The following is a 15,787-nucleotide window of genomic DNA, read 5'->3' on the forward strand; positions in this document are numbered from 1 at the left end:
TCGAAATTGCACGAGCATGGAACGGACGTAATCATGCTCAGCTGGCTGCTCAGTTTGGCTTGCCTGCACGTTGCGTCTACACGGCAATCCTGATGCTGCATGCCGATCTCAACTGGCTGCTCAGTCTCCAGCAGGCCGGCGTTGCGCTCTCTGCAGCGCAGAGAGAGCGGCTTGCTTTGCTGCTGGATCTGATTGCGGAGGATCACCCTCCACAAGACCGAGCTTTTCGCACAGCTGCGCAAACACCACCTGTTGCCGAGGGTCCGCAATGCCCTTGTCGCGCTCAGCCTGCCGGCAGGTCGCAATCCACTTCACAAGGGCCTCTGCTGTGAAGTTTGGCTCCACCTCCAGCATGAATATCAAGTGGCCGAGCATTGCCTCGATGGCGTCGATGCGTTCATCGGGCGTGGCTGGCGTATCTGGTTGCGTGTCCATTTTTTTCGTCTTGATCAGCTCTGATATCGGGGCGGTTTTCGCCATGGTAGCCAATGACGCGGGGCTGGCTTTTTCTTTGGCTGGTGCGGCTGTGGGTTGTGTGCTCATGGCTGCCTTTGTTTAAGGAGGACTGCTATGGGCTCTACTTTCACCGTTGGCATGAATTCCGGCTATGGCGATCTGCATGGCGAATCCGACACTGGGCGCGGAATGTGCCTGCAGGATGCCGCGCGCCTGGTGGCCGATCGCTTCCCTGGTGGCGTGCCTGCACTGGCCAAGGCTATGAATGTCTCTGCCAACACGCTGCAGCACAAGTTGAACCCCAACAACACGCGCCACAAGCTGACGATGGATGAGGCTTTGGCGATTCAGCAGGCATCAGGCCTGCCGTTTGTGCTGCAGGCAATGGCGTCCGCTATGCGTCATAGCTGCGTGCCCGAGGTGCCGGACCAGTCGGGCGGCAATCCGGTCGAGGCCTTCATGCGTTACCAGCATGGGACAGGTGAGTTCACGGCGTCCGTGGCCGATGCCTTGCTGGGTGATGGACCAGTCAACCGCAACCAGTTTCGGCGTGTGCAGGCCTTTGCCAGCGATGTGATGGTGTTGACAGGCTATCTGGTGGCATCGGTGGCCCAGCGCGTGCCGCAGCAGCCATCAACCGACGGATGGGACGGTTGATATGTATATCCAGCTGAGTGCCCGAATGATGAATCAGGCAGAAGTGCTGCGCCAGATTCGCGGATTGACCGGCCCACAGGCTGCCAAGGCCTATGCCAAGGCGCTGAACGATACCGGCTTTGAGGTGCGCCGCGCCATGCAGGATGAGATGCGCGCTGTGTTTGACCGGCCCACGGACTACATCTTGCGCAGCCCGTTTGTGCGCATGGCGACGGCCGCGAAGCTGAGCGTGACCATTGAACCGACCTACATGGGTGGCAAGGGCATCGATCCGCAAAAGATCCTGGATGCCCAGACCTGGGGCGGTCGCCGTCGTGACAAGCGCAGCGAGGTTGCTCTCAAGCGCGTGGGCATTTTGCCCGCCGGGTATCAGACGGCCATTCCAGACGAGGCTAGAGGCGGCCCGTATCCCGGCAGCGATGACGGCAAGGGCAACTTGCGCGGCCCGTTTCTCGTGCAGCTGATCAGCTATTTCCAGGCATTTGGAGAGCAAGGCTACAAGGCCAACATGAGCGAGAAGGGCTACCAGCGCGTGCATCGAGGCACCAAGAAGCAGGCCGGGCGGCGCTATTTCGTGGCCTATGGCGGAGAGCGCGATGCCCCACGCACAACGCGCAAGGGTGAGCCAGATGCTCGTGCTGCTCATTTGGCGCGCGGCATATGGGCAGTGAGCGGCACAGGTGGGGTGCTTGTTCGACCTGTCTTGCTGTTCGTTAAGCCGAAGCGCGGGTATCAGCCCCGTTTCGACATGGACAAGGTAGCCAAGCGCGCCGATGCACAGGCTTATCTGGAGCGCCGTATCCGTTACCGCTTGCGTGAGGCAGCAGGCGTATGACCGCAATCCATTTCAACGCGGCCATGCGGCCGCAATCACAGATATCAGGAGGTGCAACCATGCAGCAATCCACTCCCGCCGTGACCGGCAAAGACACCAGCGCAGAGGCTTTTGCCGAGCTGGGCAACGAGACCCGTCGCCGTTTGAGTGAAAAGCTCTACGAGACGCTGCGCCATGCCCACCAGCACGGCGTGCGTGACATGAGCCGCCGTGAGCTGCGCGAGTACCACAACCAGCAGACCGGCGAGTGGTTGGAGCTGTCCAGCGTGGCGAGCACGGTCAATGCCTTGGTGGCTGCAGGCCGCTTTGAGCTGGGCACTGCACGCCGCTGCAGCATGTCTCCGCGTCAGCGTGACGTGGTGCCCGTGAAGTGCAAGGCGCAGCAGCAAGCCATCGCCTGATATCGAGATTTCCAGATGTACCAGTATCCGCACCATATCGGTGACTTCAACACCAAGACACGGCACCTGTCACGGCTGGAGCGTTCCATCTTTCGTGACATGCTGGACATGTACTTTGACACGGAGCTGCCTTTGGACGGCTCTGATATCAACCTGCTTGCGCGTCGGCTGCTGTGCCGGTCGCCTGAAGAAGTGGATGCCATGCAGTTTGTACTGGCCGAGTTCTTCGAGAAGCAGGCCGGTGGCATGTACGTCAACCACGAATGCGAGGCAGTGATTGCCCAGTACCGCGCCCAGGCCGAAAACCGTGAGACGGTAAAAAGCAATGAGAATGCGCGCCAAGAGCGCAGCCGTGCTAGGCGTTCCGCTATCTTTTCTGCACTGCGTCAGCTGGGTGTTGCACCCAAGGGTACGGCCAAGATGGATGAACTCTTGGCCTTGTGCCGTCAGCATGGTGTCACGGTGACGGATGACGGCGCATACGTGACGCCACCAGCTCCACAGCCGCCTGTGGAACCTGATAACGGCAATGTCACGGATGTTGTCACGCCTGCTCCCGTGACATGTCACGCCCCTGTCACGGGTAACCAGAACCTTAACCTTAACCAAGGTAATACCCCCCAACCCCCCAATGGGGGGGCGAGTGGTGGATTAGCTATCGCTACAGCACTGGGAGCCAACTTCCCTGACCTGCGGCGCACAAGGCTGGCCGAGGTGGCAGAACTGGTCGCAGAGCTTGTCACCAGTGGTCAGGTGACAGGCGAGGAGCTCCTGGCTGCAGGTGAGCGGCAGCGCGAACTGCTCAACGAGGACGGCGGCAAGCACAGCCCCTCGATGCTGCGCTGGCTGCGAGAGCAGCGCTGGAAGGACTTGGCTGCTGAGCCAAAGGCTGCTGCTGCGCCAGTGGACTGGGCAGCATCGCGCGGCGGTGTCGAGGCCATGGCCGCAAAGCTTGGACTTCCGGTTTATCAGGACTGGGCCGATGCCCGTCGCCCCGACGAACCGCCGCGCGTCTTCCTCGGCTACGAGGCCATGGTGCGCTCGGCCCTGACCCGGTCGCAGGAGGCGTCCGTCTGATGGTGTGCCTAAAAAATGAGCAGATCGAGGGGCGCGGGTCCTCCCGGGCCACCTCTGAAGCGGGTAATTCGAGCCGCGTTATCGGACTGTTCCGCAACCTTGCTAGGGGGGTTAAGTGAAGGTACTGCCTTACTTAGATGCTATCGTTTCGCAAGCAGAGTTCGCGCAGATGGTTGGAGTGAGTGAAGCCAGCATCAGCAAGCGCGTCAGCGAGGGCGTGATCTCTCGCGGAGACAACGCGCATGCATGGCTGGTGGGCTACTGCGAGCATTTGCGGGACCAAGCAGCAGGCCGGCTCGGTGAAAGCCAGGGTCTCGATATCGTGCAGGAGCGGGCGGGGCTGGCAAAGGCCCAGCGCGAAGCACAAGAGCTGAAGAACCAAGTTGCGCGCGGCGAGTACGCGCCAATTGGTCTGCTGGCCGATGTGTTGGGCCTCGCATCCTCCTCAGTGGTCGACCGTATGGACCAGTTCGATAGCCTGCTGAGCAAGTCCTGCCCAGATCTGCCCGAGGATGTGCGCAAGGTCGTGATGAGCGTGATGGCCGGTGCGCGCAATGAGTGGATCAAGTCGACCGCTCGCCTGGTTGCCGATGCTGTGGATGCGATGGCACAGGACGAAGAAGATGAGGGCGACCTACCTGATATCAGCGATGAGGAAGGCCAGGAATGAGCGCACCTCTGAGCGTGGAGGCCGTCGAGGCCATTAAGAAGGCGGTTGATCTCGGGCTTTCGAGCCTCCGGGCCGATCCGCCCCAGTCCCTGAGTGAGTGGGCTACCGAGCACTTCAAACTGGCTGGCGAATCTAGCCATCAGAAGGGTGGCTGGATCGCCTGGCCCTTTCAGATCGGCGTGCTTGATTTCATGAGCGATGACCGGATCAAAGAGCTGGCCGTGAAGAAAAGTAAGCGCGTAGGTTATTCGAAGATGATTACCGCGTTCATTTGTTACAACATCGCGCACCGCCGTCGCAAGCAGGCGCTGTGGCAGCCCACGGATGATGACCGGGATAGCTTTGTCAAGACGGAGATTGAGCCTCTGCTGGACCCGCAAAATGGCGTGCCCTCGGTTCTTGCGGCTCGCAAGAGTGATAAGCGGGTTGAAGAAACTATCAAGTACAAGCCGTTTCGAGACAGCGTCCTGCATCTTTTGGGTGGCAAGGCGGCTCGCGCCTATCGTCGTATCACTGTGGCCGTGGCTATCCTCGATGAGTGGACTGCGTTCGACCAGACCGTAGGTGGCACCAAAGACAAGAATTCGGGCTCGCCTGGCGCTCTCGCTAAAGGGCGTCTTGAGGGGGCTGCTTACCCGAAGTTTGTGGGCGGTAGCACCCCAGGCATCAAAGGCTTGTGCCACGTCAGCCGTGCGTGCGAGGACTCCGAGGATGAGGTGGATTACCTCATTGAGTGCCCGCATTGCAGTCTTGAGCACCCGCTGCGCTGGGGTGGTAAGGATGTGCGTCACGGCTTCAAGTGGGATGAGGGCAAGCCCGAGACGGTCCGGCATGTTTGCCCGCACTGCCATAACTCGATATCACAGGCTGATTACTTGCCTGGGGGCTGGCCGCTGGTCGGTGCCTGGGTGTGCCGCAGGTCCGGCAAGCGCTATGGTGCGGATCGCGTCTGGCGAGATGCAGCAGGTGAGGTATGCCGTCCGCCCAACACCCTCGGGGTTCATGTGTGGGCCGCTTACAGCCCGCAGCGAGCGTGGTCGGACATCGTTGATGAGTTCCTGAAGGCCTGCCGCGCCCTGGAGGAAGGCGATGCAGGGCCTATGACCACCTTCACCAATGAGACCCTGGGCGAGGCCTGGGAACTCCGTGGCGAGGGCGCAGACGATCATGTGTTGCAAGCGCGAGCTGAGAAATACTCCCTGGGTACTGTGCCCGTGGGCGGTCTAGTGCTCAGTACGGGTGTGGACGTGCAGCGTACATGGTGGCAAATCAACGTTTGGGCGTGGGCGCGAGGCATGGAAAGCTGGATCGTGGATCGCGTCATCATTGAAGGCAACCCAGCTGTAGAGGCTGACTGGGCGCCTGTCACTGCTTTCCTGATGCGTCGCTACAAGCAGGCATGGCATGGCGGCACGCTGGGCACGAGTGCCATCAGCATTGACTCGTCTGACCAGACGCAAGCCGTTTATAACTACGTGCGAACCCATCAGCATTTGTTGCCCAACCTGCGGGCAATCAAAGGAGATACCAACGACAACCGGCCCATCCTCGGGCCGGCCAGCATGAAGGACATTGACTGGAGGGGAGCGAAGCTCAAGCACGGCGTCAAACTCTGGCTGGTCGGTGTGGATAACGCCAAGGACCTTTTGCTCGGGCAGTTGGCCATCCCGAAGCCAGGTCCTGGCTATGTCCACTTCAGCCAGGACTTGCCGCGCGAATACTACGAGCAGTTGACTGCAGAGCAGCGTGTTTTGTCCAAGTCCACCGCGAAGGATGGCTACAAGTGGATCAAGAAACGTCCTCGAAATGAGGACCTTGATTGCAGAAACTATGCAATCCATGCCGCCATGACATTGGGCCTGCATAAATACACCGATGCCCGGTGGGCGCAGGTGGAGCAGACGGTGCAGCCCCCACGAGATCTATTCAGCCCGCCAGAGCTGACTGTATCTGCCGAGCCTGATGCGACTCCCGATGCATCTTCGCTGCTCGCCGCGGTGCCCGCTACAGCTGCTGACGTTGAAGCGGAAACCGAATCCGAGGCGGTCGCAGTTACTGAGGTTGCAGATCCGCCGCCTCAAGTAGTCCATGCAGCGCAGTCGCCAGCACTGCCCTCTGCGGTCGTGCCTTCGGTGCGTCCTGCCCCCGCTCGCCGTCTCGCTCCTATGCGCCGCCCTGGTGGCTTTTCTCGCTCTTGGTGATGTCTATGAATAAAAACGAGCCACAGTCTAAAACTGTCATTGATACCGCTGTCAGTGGGGAGATGGACCCGGATTTTGTGCCCGATCTTGTTGACCGCATGTTTGACTACCTGGTGGAGCTGGTGCCAGAGATCCAGCGCAGTGAGTCAGGGTTGGAGAGGGTGCAGGCGGCATTGCGCAAAGAGTTTGCGGGGCAAGAGGTCTATATCCCCGCAAGGTCCTCAGTGAGCAAAGCCGAGGAGCGCAGGGCAGTGCTCAAGCTTTGGAATGGGCGCAATGCCACGACCATTGCCCGCTCATTGGGGATCAGTAGGGCGACGGTGTACCGATATCTCAAGCAGCCTGGTTAAAACAGTCTCAGTTTTCCGGGAAATGAGACGCGCGCCTCGGTAGCGTGCGCCTTATGAGCACGCCCCAAGAACTTCAAGCGCGTCTAGCACGCCTCAATGCCGCCATCCATAGTGGTGAGCGCTCCATTACCACCGAGGACGGTGCCTCCGTGACCTATCGGGATTACAAGGAGATGATTTCAGCGCGCCGCGATCTGGAGATCCAGATTGCAGCGGCTATATCTCCTCGGCGCCCGACGGCGGTCGTGGCCCGCTTTCGCAGCACAACATTGCGCCGAGGTTAAGCATGCAGAAGAAGCCACTTTCAAGGAAAGCGTCCCCGACTGCGTTTGATCGCTTGGTTGGGTATTTTTCGCCCCTGCAGGGATTGCGCCGCCAGGTCGCTCGGGAAATGTTGGTGCGTGCCTATGAAGGTGCGGACCGCAAAGATGGTTGGTTCGTCAAGAGGACGGGGGCCAGCGCAAGGGCGGACCATCTGGCTGACGCTCGTGAATTGCGGGTGCGTGCTCGCTCACTGGTGCAGAACGTGCCCAACATCACGCGCGCGGTCGCAGCGGTCCTGGCTTGTCGAGTCGGGCAAGGCATTGTTCCAGTCTGGACAGATCCTGGCCTCGCCAAGCGCTGGAAAGAGTGGGTGCCTCTTGCCGACTATGACGGCCTGCTGAACTTCTACGGGCTGGAGGCGAAGATCGAGCGCACGCGGGATGTGGATGGTGCGGTCATCATTCGCAAGCACATCCAGAAGATGGGGTCTGTCGTGCCTTTGCGTCTGCAGGTGCTGGAGATTGACTATCTGGACGAGCAGAGGTCCGGTGTGTTGTCTGGAGGCGCGGAGATCATCGGCGGCATCGAGTATGACAAGCGCGGGCGGCGCGTGGCTTACTACCTGTTTGACCGTCATCCCGGCGATGCTGGGAATTGGACTATGGGGCGCAGCGGCTCCAGCAAGCGGGTGCCTGCAGATGAGGTCATTCACTATTTCAACCCTGAGCGGCCAGGGCAGCAGGATGGCATCACCCGCTTGGCACCAATCATTGCCAAGGTGCGGGATCTGCATACCTATGGTGATTCCGAGCTGCAGCGCAAGCAGCTGGAGTCGCGCATGGGGGTGCTGGCTGAAATGGATGGGGCTAGCCAGCTCCCAAAATTGCCTGATGAGCAGGGAAAAGAGGGTGAGCCGGGTCTGGTGGATCTGGGGGACTTGGCGGGCGGCGCCATTGTGGGGCTGCCTCCTGGCATGAGCAACCCGACATTCATTGAGCCCAAGCCTGTGCCAGGCTATGAGGCATACATGAAGTTTGGTTGGAAAGAGGTTGCGGCAGGCTACGGTTGCCCGTACGAGCTCATGACAGGCGACTTGACTGAGGTGAATTTCAGCAGCTCGCGCGTGCGCATGAATCAGTTCCGTGCCGAGGTTGAGTCCGAGCAATGGACGATCACAGTGCCCCGGATGTGTGAGCCTATCGCGGCGTGGTGGCTATCTGCCTGCGAGCTGGTGACTGCATTGCCGGTCAATGTGGAGCCGCCAGACTGGAGCACCCCTAAATGGGCAAGCCCAAACCCTGTGCAGGATGTCGTCAGCGACATGACTGCCATTAAAGGCGGCCTGCAGAGCCTTAGCGAGACCATCCGTCGCCGTGGCTACGACCCCGAGCAAGTGCGCGAGGAGCTGGCTTCGGATTTGAAATGGCTGCAGAGCGAGGGAATCCTGCCGTTGCTGGCAGCTCTGTGGGGTGCCAAAGATCCTCTTGAGCTCGCAGCACAGGTGGGAAGCAAAGAGCCGTCGTAAAGATCGTCTCAGTTTTCCGGGAAATGAGACAGCAATCCCGGAAAACTGAGCGCTATGCCACAAGCCAACGCTCAATCCCAAGCATCACAGGTTCACGATCTGCCGGTGCAAACGCGCGATGCAACGCTGGTGCCCAGCACTTTCAGCGAGGTCGACAACACCGTAGAGATCGTGTGGACCCAGGGGGCCACGGTTCGCCGTTACGACTGGTGGAATGATCGGCCCTACGACGAGGCCCTTGATGTCACGCCCGAGGCGGTGGACATGGCGCGATTCGAGGCCGGTACGGTGCAGGTGCTGGACGGTCATCGCACCTGGGGCGGTGTGAGCTCTATTCTCGGCATCGCTCAACGTGGCTGGATCGAAAACGGTGAAGGGCGTGCCGTTATTCGACTGAGCCAGCGCCCTGAGCTGGCAGGCGTTGTGGCCGATATCCGAGCTGGCGTGATTCGTGCCATCAGCTTTGGCTACAGCGTCGAGCGCTACGAAATCACCCGTGCCCAGGATCGTACCGACGGCGTCAACGTCGATCTCTATCGCGCGGCTCGCTGGACACCTCAAGAAATCTCATTCGTGACTGTGCCAGCCGATGCCGGTGCGGGCACTCGCAATCAACCGGGTTCTCAAGCTTCGCCAGGCGGCGCCACTCGCGGTGGCACTCCTTGCGAATTTATCCAACGGGCAGCCGCCCAACCATCTACACAGGAGCAACAACGCATGCCCCAAGTAAACAGCGCCCCTGAAGGCGGCAACACCGCCCCCGCAGCGTCTCAAAATCAATCGGAGCCTGTCAACCGCCAGGCCCCCGCAGCTCCTTCGGTGCCTGCGGCACCTGCCGCAGCACCCGCTGCTGCATTCGACGGTCAGCGCGCGGCTGACATTGTTGGTCTGTGCCAGCGTCACGGACTGAATGATCTGCAGGCGGATCTGCTGCGCCGTCAAGCCACGATGGATGAGGCCCGCGCGGCTGTCCTCGATGCACTGGACCAGCGCTCCGCAGGCAGCACGACGGGCCCGACCACCAGCATTCGCACTACGGGTGATGAGCACGAAACCCGCGTGCGCGGCATCGAAAACGCCCTCATGAACCGCGTGAACCCAGGCAGCGCGCTGGATGACAATGGCCGCCAGTACCGAGCCATGACCCTGGTGGAGATGGCGCGTGAGGTGGTTCAAGGCCTGGGCGTTGAAACCCGCAATATGAGCCGGGCCCAGATTGTGGACGCCGCACTGCGCATGCGTTCGGGTTACATGGGCACAGGTGACTTCCCGGCTCTGCTGGGTGGTGTGGGTCAACGCATTTTGCGTGCGGCCTACGATCAAGCGGAAAGTACCTACGCCCTGTGGGCTCGCCGTGCAGCCAATCTGCCCGACTTCCGCATTCGCCAAGCCATCGGCGTCTCGGGCGATGTGGATCTCAAAAAGCTCAATGAGCATGGTGAGTACACCTACGGCCAGCTGTCCGAGGACGCTACAGGCTACCGTGCATTCACCTTCGGCCGCGTTCTGGCTATCACTCGCCAGATGATCATCAATGATGACCTGGATTCTCTCTCTCGTGTTGGGCCGCGCTTTGCTGAAGCTGCCAAGCGTCTGGAAAACCGTCTCGTCTATGACCAGTTGCTGGGCAATTCGATCATGGCTGACGGCAAGGTGTTGTTTGATGCCGCGCACAAAAACACGCTGACAGGTGCGGGTTCTGAGCTGTCGCTGGAGGCTTTGTCTGATGCGCGTGCCCTGATGCGCAAGCAAGTGGGTCCTGACAAGGAGAGCCTGAACATTGCTCCCTCGTTCCTGCTGGTTCCTTCCGATCTGGAATCCATCGCTTATCAGCTCACCAGCTCGAACTACACGCCGGCTAAGCCCGGTGATGTCAACGAATTCCGTGCGGGCGGTCGTACCGCACTGGAGCCCATCGTCGAGCCACTGCTGGACACCGAGCCCACTCGCTGGTTCCTGGCTGCTGCCCATCAGCGCATCGACACCGTGGAATTCGCCTATGTCGATGGCTATGAAGGTCTGCGCACCGAGACATTCGCCAGTGAAGACATTGACGGCGTGAAGCTGCGCGCCTCGCTGGACTTTGCTGCCAAGGCCATGGAGCACCGTGGCTTGACCATGGCTGCTGGCAAGTAAGCGGCTGCTCGCTTCCTGAAACTCAAGGAGATATCAATGCGAAATTCTGTTCAGCCTGGCAATGTCATTGAAGTGGCCGCAGCTGATGCGGCCGTGGTGCCCGGCCAGGTCGTGGTGATTGGCGCCATTCTGGCGGTTGCCAACGGTTCCGCCGCTGCTGGCGAGTCCTACAACGCCACACGCGGCGGCGTGTTTGAGTTGCCCAAGGTGGGTGGCGCCGCATTCACACAGGGCCAGCCTCTTTACTGGGATGCCTCTGCTGGCGCTTTTGCCGGCACCGGCGCACCAGCTGCAGGCGATATCACTGGTGCCGCTGTGGCCTGGGGGGATGCTGTTTCTGGTGCCACCAGTGCCCTGGTGTTGCTGCCTGGCCTGCTTGGCACTGTGGTGGCCTAAGCAATGGACGGCTTTATCAGTCCTGGCGCTGATCGCGCTTCGCGCGTCCGCAGTGCGGTCGAGCGCCATCTTTCTAACGCCTCTGCCTCCTGGCAGGGTGGAGCGGCATTTGGAGTGATTTTCAGCCGCAAGCCTGGAGTCTTCATTGACGAGGCTGCCTCGATTGCGTCGCTCCATGTCTCCATGTGTGTTGCCAATGCGCCGGGCATCACCGAGGGCAGCTTGGATCTCGTTGTCGATGGTCAGCCGTGCCAAGTGACCGGGGCTGTCACACCCGATGCCAGCGGCTGGGCCACGTTCCCCATCGTCTTTCTGAACTGACCGCCATGTTGTTGCTTGAACAAGTCATCAAGTCGCGCCTGGCAGGGCGCAGTGCGCTGGCCTCTTGGCAGGTGCGCGGCGCATCTGAGTTTTGCGATCGCACCAAGGTGCCGGCCATCGAGGTGCGTATGTCTGGGGCGGGCCTGGGCGATGTCTCACGCGAGGCTGCCCAGCTGGAGCCGCGCTGGTCTTGCGTGCTGGTTGCCAAGCGCAGCGACACGGCTGCCGCTGAACTGGATGCCGCCATGGAGGAGGTGGTGGGCTGCCTGCATGGCTGGCGGCCAGTGTCACCCGGTGGCCGGGCTTGGTCCGAGCTGCGCGCCGCCGGCGTGCGTGAGGCCGAGTTTGTCGATGCCGGCCTGGTCGGCTACGCGGTGGAGTTCACCACCGTCTCTGTTTTCGAGTCGCTGGACGCCTGAGCCCGGCGCCGTTCAATCTTTCAAAGGAGCTAGCCATGGCTGCACTGCCCCGCGTCAAGAAGGAATACCAGATTCCGCGTGGACGCCTTATTTTCTATCCGTTCGATGCTGATGGTCGCCCTGGTGGTGGCTACCAGTTTGGCAACTGCCCAGGCTTTTCCTTGAGCGTGGAGGGCGACAAGGCCCCGCATTACAGCTCGCAGGGCGGCCTGCGCGAGAAGGACGAAGAAGTCCTGATCGAGATCACCCGCAAGGCATCCATTACTTCCGACAACATCAGCGGCAGAAATCTGCGCATGTTCCTGTCCGGCACTTCCGAGACGCACGCTCAGGCTTCGGCCACGGTGACCGATGAGGAGCACAAGGTAGAGCCAGGCGGCATCTACCGCCTGGGCGTCACAGCAGCTGCCCCGACCGGCGCCCGCAAGCTCAGTGCAGTCACGGTCAAGAGCAAGTCTGGTTCCACTCCCTATGTCGTAGGTACTGACTACCTCGTGGACGTGGACCTCGGCTTGCTGCAGATCGTCGAGGGCGGAGCAATCACCAACCCGACCGAAGTGGAAGTGGGCTACACCGCCGCCGAGACCACCTGGGAGCGCATCAAGTCCGGCAACGGCACGGATTTGAAGGGCGCGCTGCAGCTGATTGCCGACAACGCCCACGGCACCAACCGTGATTGGTGGTTCCCCAGAGTTTCCCTGTCGCCCACGGGTGAGTTGCCGCTGATTCAGGACGGCACCGACTACAGCCAGTTTGGCCTCGATGTTGAAGTTCTCAAGCCTGAGGACGGCGAGGCTGTCTATGTGGACGGTCGTGCGTCTGTGATTCCCTAACTCCCTGCTTTTCCAGACCGCCCGGCATGCCGGGGCGGTTTGCACTGCGGCCCGCAAGCGCCGGCTGCAGCGCAAACCGAAGCAACCACTTTCATAAGAACCAATACGCCATGGCCTTCAAGCCCATTCAAATTGTGATCAACGCCAAGGACGATGCGTCTGCGGTGCTGAGCCGGCTTGAGGGCAAGTTGAAGCTCTTGGGTGCGTCGATTGCCGGCTACTTCGGCATCAAAGCATTTGCCGGTGTGGTGAAAAGCGCCGCAGACTTTGAAGCGGCCATGAGCCGGGTCAAGGCCGCCACCGAAGGCTCGGCCGCAGAAATGGCCGCGCTGACCAAGGCCGCCCAGGATGCCGGCAGCAATACCAAGTACACCTCGGTACAGGCGGCTGGCGCGCTGGAGAATCTGGCCAAGGCGGGTCTGAGTGCGGGCGACTCCATCAAAGCGTTGCCTGCTGTGCTCGCTGCGGCCCAGGCCGGTGATCTCGAACTCGGTTTAGCCAGTGAGATAGTGACCAAGTCCGTCATGGGCATGGGCCTGGCTTTTGAAGATGCCGGTCGCGTGGCCGATGTGCTGGCCAAGGGTGCCAACGCCACCAACACCAGCATTGAGGGCCTGGGCCAGGCACTGAGCTATGCGGCGCCAGTTGCCAACACCTTGGGCGTGAGCCTGGAGAGCACGGTTGCCATCATCGGCAAGTTTGCCGATGCGGGCATTGACGCCAGCCGCGCAGGCACGGCGCTGAACTCCATCATGAGTCAGTTTGCCAACCCGCTCTCCAGCTTCCGAAAGGAACTTGGCGCTGCCGGCATAGTCACCACCAACTTTGAGGAAGCACTGCACCAGCTGGCTGGCAAGGGCAAGGACGGCGAGCGCGCCATTAATGCCGTGGGTCTGGAGGCTGGGCCTGCACTGCGCGCCCTTCTCAATCAGGGCATGGGCGCGCTGGATGATCTGACGGGCAAGCTGCGTGAGGCAGGCGGCAGCGCCGAGGCCACGGCTAGGACCATGGCCGACAACCTCAACGGCTCCTTCAAGGGCCTGAGCAGCATGTGGGAGACCGTGACCCAGGTTCTGGGCAAGCCCGTGCTGCCCGTGGTGCGCCAGGGCGTGGAGGAACTGACCGGCGCGCTGCGCAAGGCGGTCGATAACGGTCTGGTGGAGCGCTTCGGCCAGGCGCTGGCGACGGCCTTTGAGAATGGCCTCAGGTTCTTCCGCGCGTTTGCCGCCAACGTCAACTTTGACGCCGTGGTGCTGCGCCTGCAGGTTTTTGCCAGCGAGGCGGGCGAGACGCTGCAGCGCATCGGCCAGTACGCCACCAATGCCGGCAACACCGTGCAGCTGGCCTGGGGCGTGATGACGGCGGGCGTCAATGCAGTGATGGGCGTCATCTACAAGGTGGGTGAGGCTTTTGCAGGTGTGGCCAGCAATATCCAATCGGGCTTGGCTTTGCTCTATGAGGGGTTGAGCAAGATTACCTTTGGCTCTCTCTCCGAGGCCTATGCGCAGGCTGCGGCAGAGGTTCGTTTGTCTGCCGAGGCGACCTGGGCAGCTTCAGAAGCATTGGCAGCGAAGGCTGATGAGTCGTTTCAGCGCATGGCTGATGGTGCCCAGACCGCGCGTGATGCATGGGATGGCTTGACGGGGGAAGTGGCTGCGGTCGGCAACGCTGCTGCAACTGCGGCCCCTGCCATCGAGGCGGTAGCCGCAGGCATCGAGGCCACGGGCAAGGCCGCAGCCAAGGCGGCCAAGGAGGCAGCAGCCAAGGCCGAGGCCGACCGCATCGCTGCCGAGAACCTGAAAAAGCTCAGGGCCGAGTACGAGCAGCTGATCGCCAGCGGCAATCTGGACGCGGCCGGGCGCAAGCTGCAGGAAATTGCCAAGGCCCAGCGCGCAGCTGCCAGCACGGCCCAGGATGCGGCGCAGTCCACGGCCTTGCTGGAGCAGGCCTATAAAGACTTGGGCATGACCACGAACGAGGATCTGCAGCGCATGGCTACTCAGGCGCGTGCTGCGTTTGATCAGTTGGAAAAGGACGGCAAGCAGCCGCCCCTGCGCATTGCCGAGGCCTGGAAAGCCATGGCCGACAAGGTGATTGCGGCCAATGGCGGCATTGCCCCTGAATGGCTCAAGACCCAGGCAGCCGTCAAAGGCTTTGAGGTCGCGGTGGATGACGCGGGCAAGGCTGTGGTTAACACTGACCGAGCCACAGCAAGAGCGGTCAGCAGCATGGTCGGTGGCATGGGCCGGGTGCGCGAGGCAGCCGACGGCGTGCAGGAGAGCATGCGAGGCATCGAGCATGCATCGGGCCGAGCCGCCCATGCTGCTCGTGAATGGGGCCAGGGCGGCCCGCGTAACTTTGTCGAGGAGCGCAATGCCGGCGTACAGGGTTCGCAAGGGATCATGCACCAGAACACAGGCCCGCTGAGCCTCGTGCCGCAGTTCCAGACCCGCCAGGAGCTCGATGCCTGGTGGAAGCAATGGCAGGCCCAGTATGCGCAGGACAACCCTTTCTCCGTCAAGAGCAGCGGCGCGCTGGGCAACTATCAATATGACCTGACCCAGTTTGCGGTCACACAGGCGGGCAGGGCGATTGATCTGCAGCAGGCCGCCGCCAATGCGCGGCCAAAGCAGGAGGCAGAGCGCAAACCAAGCGTTCCCAGGGTGGCAGCTCAGGCGCTGGCTCCTGTCGCAGCCCCTGCCGCTGCAGCTCCCCAATCCGTCATCACCCATAGGCATGAGGTCGTGATCGGCGGTCGTCAATACAACGTGGGCACAGACGCGGCGGGCAGCTCGGAGATGCAGCAGCTGATGGCCGCGCTGGAGCGCGACGCCAATCTGTCGGGAGGAGTGCACTGATGGCCGGCCATTTCCTGAACGGCATCGAGCTGCCGCGCGGCATGTTGTGGGTGGACGAATTCAACTGGTCTGCGGTGCAGAAGACGGTCGAGCGCGGCATCACTGGCGCACAGATCATTGACGCCGCTGCCCGTATTGAGGGTCGTCCTATCACCTTGCAGGCCGTGGAAGACCAAGGCTGGATTCGCCGGTCAACGCTGTTGTCTGTGCAAGCCCTGGCCGACGAGCCGGGCGCGCAGTACCCGCTGCGCCTGGCGGACGGCCGTGAATTCACCGTGCAGTTTGCGTCAGACGACCCGATTGCCGCCACGCCCATCTCCCGGCCCGAGCTGCCTGCCGCCACCCATCCCTATGTCGCCACGCTGCGGCTGATCACTGTTTAAGCGAG

17 protein-coding genes are annotated in these 15,787 nt (G+C 61.4%); 16 read left to right on the plus strand and 1 reads right to left on the minus strand.

Translation table 11 applies throughout. The annotated features are described in order from the left end of the window. Positions 1–120: 120 nt before the first annotated feature. Complete coding sequence (locus E2583_RS06600; RefSeq protein WP_291594172.1) at positions 121–543, minus strand: hypothetical protein; 423 nt, start codon at positions 541–543, stop codon at positions 121–123. Between the two features lie 27 nt (positions 544–570). On the opposite strand from E2583_RS06600, the gene E2583_RS06605 reads away from it, so the two are divergent. The 16 genes from E2583_RS06605 to E2583_RS06680 all read left to right on the plus strand — a co-directional run bounded on the left by E2583_RS06605 (position 571) and on the right by E2583_RS06680 (position 15,782). Beyond that, positions 571–1,113 (plus strand): phage regulatory CII family protein, encoded by a 543-nt coding sequence (locus tag E2583_RS06605; protein ID WP_291594174.1) that lies wholly within the window; start codon positions 571–573, stop codon positions 1,111–1,113. Between the two features lie 25 nt (positions 1,114–1,138). Beyond that, complete coding sequence (locus tag E2583_RS06610; RefSeq protein ID WP_291594176.1) at positions 1,139–1,948, plus strand: hypothetical protein; 810 nt, start codon at positions 1,139–1,141, stop codon at positions 1,946–1,948. A 59-nt stretch (positions 1,949–2,007) separates the two neighbouring features. Beyond that, entirely contained in the window at positions 2,008–2,349 is a 342-nt protein-coding gene (locus E2583_RS06615) for a hypothetical protein (RefSeq protein WP_291594179.1), read from the plus strand. Positions 2,350–2,364: 15 nt separating this feature from the next. Further along, positions 2,365–3,426, plus strand: a complete 1,062-nt coding sequence (locus E2583_RS06620; protein WP_291594181.1) for a DUF1376 domain-containing protein — start codon at positions 2,365–2,367, stop codon at positions 3,424–3,426. 115 nt (positions 3,427–3,541) lie between these two features. Then, entirely contained in the window at positions 3,542–4,096 is a 555-nt protein-coding gene (locus E2583_RS06625; protein WP_291594183.1) for a hypothetical protein, read from the plus strand. Beyond that, positions 4,093–6,297: a terminase gpA endonuclease subunit gene (locus E2583_RS06630; protein ID WP_291594185.1), complete on the plus strand. Its 2,205-nt coding sequence runs from the start codon at positions 4,093–4,095 to the stop codon at positions 6,295–6,297. Before E2583_RS06625 ends, E2583_RS06630 begins: the two co-directional genes overlap by 4 nt. Before the next feature lie 5 nt (positions 6,298–6,302). Beyond that, positions 6,303–6,647, plus strand: coding sequence for a Mor transcription activator family protein (locus tag E2583_RS06635; protein WP_291594186.1), 345 nt, complete (start codon positions 6,303–6,305; stop codon positions 6,645–6,647). A 53-nt stretch (positions 6,648–6,700) separates the two neighbouring features. Beyond that, a complete protein-coding gene (locus E2583_RS06640) occupies positions 6,701–6,931 on the plus strand; it encodes a hypothetical protein (RefSeq protein ID WP_291594188.1) in 231 nt (76 codons plus the stop codon). Positions 6,932–6,933: 2 nt separating this feature from the next. After that, positions 6,934–8,436 (plus strand): phage portal protein, encoded by a 1,503-nt coding sequence (locus E2583_RS06645; protein ID WP_291594190.1) that lies wholly within the window; start codon positions 6,934–6,936, stop codon positions 8,434–8,436. A gap of 54 nt (positions 8,437–8,490) precedes the next feature. Continuing rightward, entirely contained in the window at positions 8,491–10,572 is a 2,082-nt protein-coding gene (locus E2583_RS06650) for a prohead protease/major capsid protein fusion protein (protein WP_291594192.1), read from the plus strand. Between the two features lie 36 nt (positions 10,573–10,608). Continuing rightward, on the plus strand, positions 10,609–10,968 hold the full coding sequence (locus E2583_RS06655; protein ID WP_291594194.1) for a DUF2190 family protein: 360 nt from the start codon (positions 10,609–10,611) through the stop codon (positions 10,966–10,968). A gap of 3 nt (positions 10,969–10,971) precedes the next feature. Continuing rightward, positions 10,972–11,289 carry a hypothetical protein gene (locus E2583_RS06660; RefSeq protein ID WP_291594196.1) on the plus strand — a complete coding sequence of 106 codons (318 nt, stop codon included), beginning with the start codon at positions 10,972–10,974 and terminating at the stop codon, positions 11,287–11,289. A 5-nt stretch (positions 11,290–11,294) separates the two neighbouring features. Beyond that, complete coding sequence (locus E2583_RS06665; protein ID WP_291594198.1) at positions 11,295–11,708, plus strand: hypothetical protein; 414 nt, start codon at positions 11,295–11,297, stop codon at positions 11,706–11,708. A gap of 35 nt (positions 11,709–11,743) precedes the next feature. After that, positions 11,744–12,541 carry a hypothetical protein gene (locus tag E2583_RS06670; RefSeq protein WP_291594200.1) on the plus strand — a complete coding sequence of 266 codons (798 nt, stop codon included), beginning with the start codon at positions 11,744–11,746 and terminating at the stop codon, positions 12,539–12,541. Positions 12,542–12,651: 110 nt separating this feature from the next. After that, positions 12,652–15,399 (plus strand): phage tail tape measure protein, encoded by a 2,748-nt coding sequence (locus tag E2583_RS06675; RefSeq protein WP_291594202.1) that lies wholly within the window; start codon positions 12,652–12,654, stop codon positions 15,397–15,399. Further along, on the plus strand, positions 15,399–15,782 hold the full coding sequence (locus tag E2583_RS06680) for a hypothetical protein (protein ID WP_291594204.1): 384 nt from the start codon (positions 15,399–15,401) through the stop codon (positions 15,780–15,782). The genes E2583_RS06675 and E2583_RS06680 overlap by 1 nt, the downstream gene beginning before the upstream one ends. Positions 15,783–15,787: the final 5 nt, after the last annotated feature.

The sequence above is a fragment of the Comamonas sp. genome (assembly GCF_009360615.1).
GTDB lineage: Bacteria > Pseudomonadota > Gammaproteobacteria > Burkholderiales > Burkholderiaceae_C > Comamonas.

Excerpts from the sequence above, each read along its gene's own strand:
- E2583_RS06630 (WP_291594185.1), top strand. The coding sequence starts at position 4,093 with ATGAGCGCACCTCTGAGCGTGGAGGCCGTCGAGGCCATTAAGAAGGCG.
- E2583_RS06650 (WP_291594192.1), top strand. The coding sequence starts at position 8,491 with ATGCCACAAGCCAACGCTCAATCCCAAGCATCACAGGTTCACGATCTG.
- E2583_RS06655 (WP_291594194.1), top strand. The coding sequence starts at position 10,609 with ATGCGAAATTCTGTTCAGCCTGGCAATGTCATTGAAGTGGCCGCAGCT.
- E2583_RS06645 (WP_291594190.1), top strand. The coding sequence starts at position 6,934 with ATGCAGAAGAAGCCACTTTCAAGGAAAGCGTCCCCGACTGCGTTTGAT.
- E2583_RS06600 (WP_291594172.1), bottom strand. The coding sequence starts at position 543 with ATGAGCACACAACCCACAGCCGCACCAGCCAAAGAAAAAGCCAGCCCC.
- E2583_RS06660 (WP_291594196.1), top strand. The coding sequence starts at position 10,972 with ATGGACGGCTTTATCAGTCCTGGCGCTGATCGCGCTTCGCGCGTCCGC.
- E2583_RS06615 (WP_291594179.1), top strand. The coding sequence starts at position 2,008 with ATGCAGCAATCCACTCCCGCCGTGACCGGCAAAGACACCAGCGCAGAG.
- E2583_RS06610 (WP_291594176.1), top strand. The coding sequence starts at position 1,139 with ATGATGAATCAGGCAGAAGTGCTGCGCCAGATTCGCGGATTGACCGGC.
- E2583_RS06670 (WP_291594200.1), top strand. The coding sequence starts at position 11,744 with ATGGCTGCACTGCCCCGCGTCAAGAAGGAATACCAGATTCCGCGTGGA.
- E2583_RS06635 (WP_291594186.1), top strand. The coding sequence starts at position 6,303 with ATGAATAAAAACGAGCCACAGTCTAAAACTGTCATTGATACCGCTGTC.
- E2583_RS06620 (WP_291594181.1), top strand. The coding sequence starts at position 2,365 with ATGTACCAGTATCCGCACCATATCGGTGACTTCAACACCAAGACACGG.
- E2583_RS06675 (WP_291594202.1), top strand. The coding sequence starts at position 12,652 with ATGGCCTTCAAGCCCATTCAAATTGTGATCAACGCCAAGGACGATGCG.
- E2583_RS06665 (WP_291594198.1), top strand. The coding sequence starts at position 11,295 with ATGTTGTTGCTTGAACAAGTCATCAAGTCGCGCCTGGCAGGGCGCAGT.
- E2583_RS06605 (WP_291594174.1), top strand. The coding sequence starts at position 571 with ATGGGCTCTACTTTCACCGTTGGCATGAATTCCGGCTATGGCGATCTG.
- E2583_RS06640 (WP_291594188.1), top strand. The coding sequence starts at position 6,701 with ATGAGCACGCCCCAAGAACTTCAAGCGCGTCTAGCACGCCTCAATGCC.
- E2583_RS06680 (WP_291594204.1), top strand. The coding sequence starts at position 15,399 with ATGGCCGGCCATTTCCTGAACGGCATCGAGCTGCCGCGCGGCATGTTG.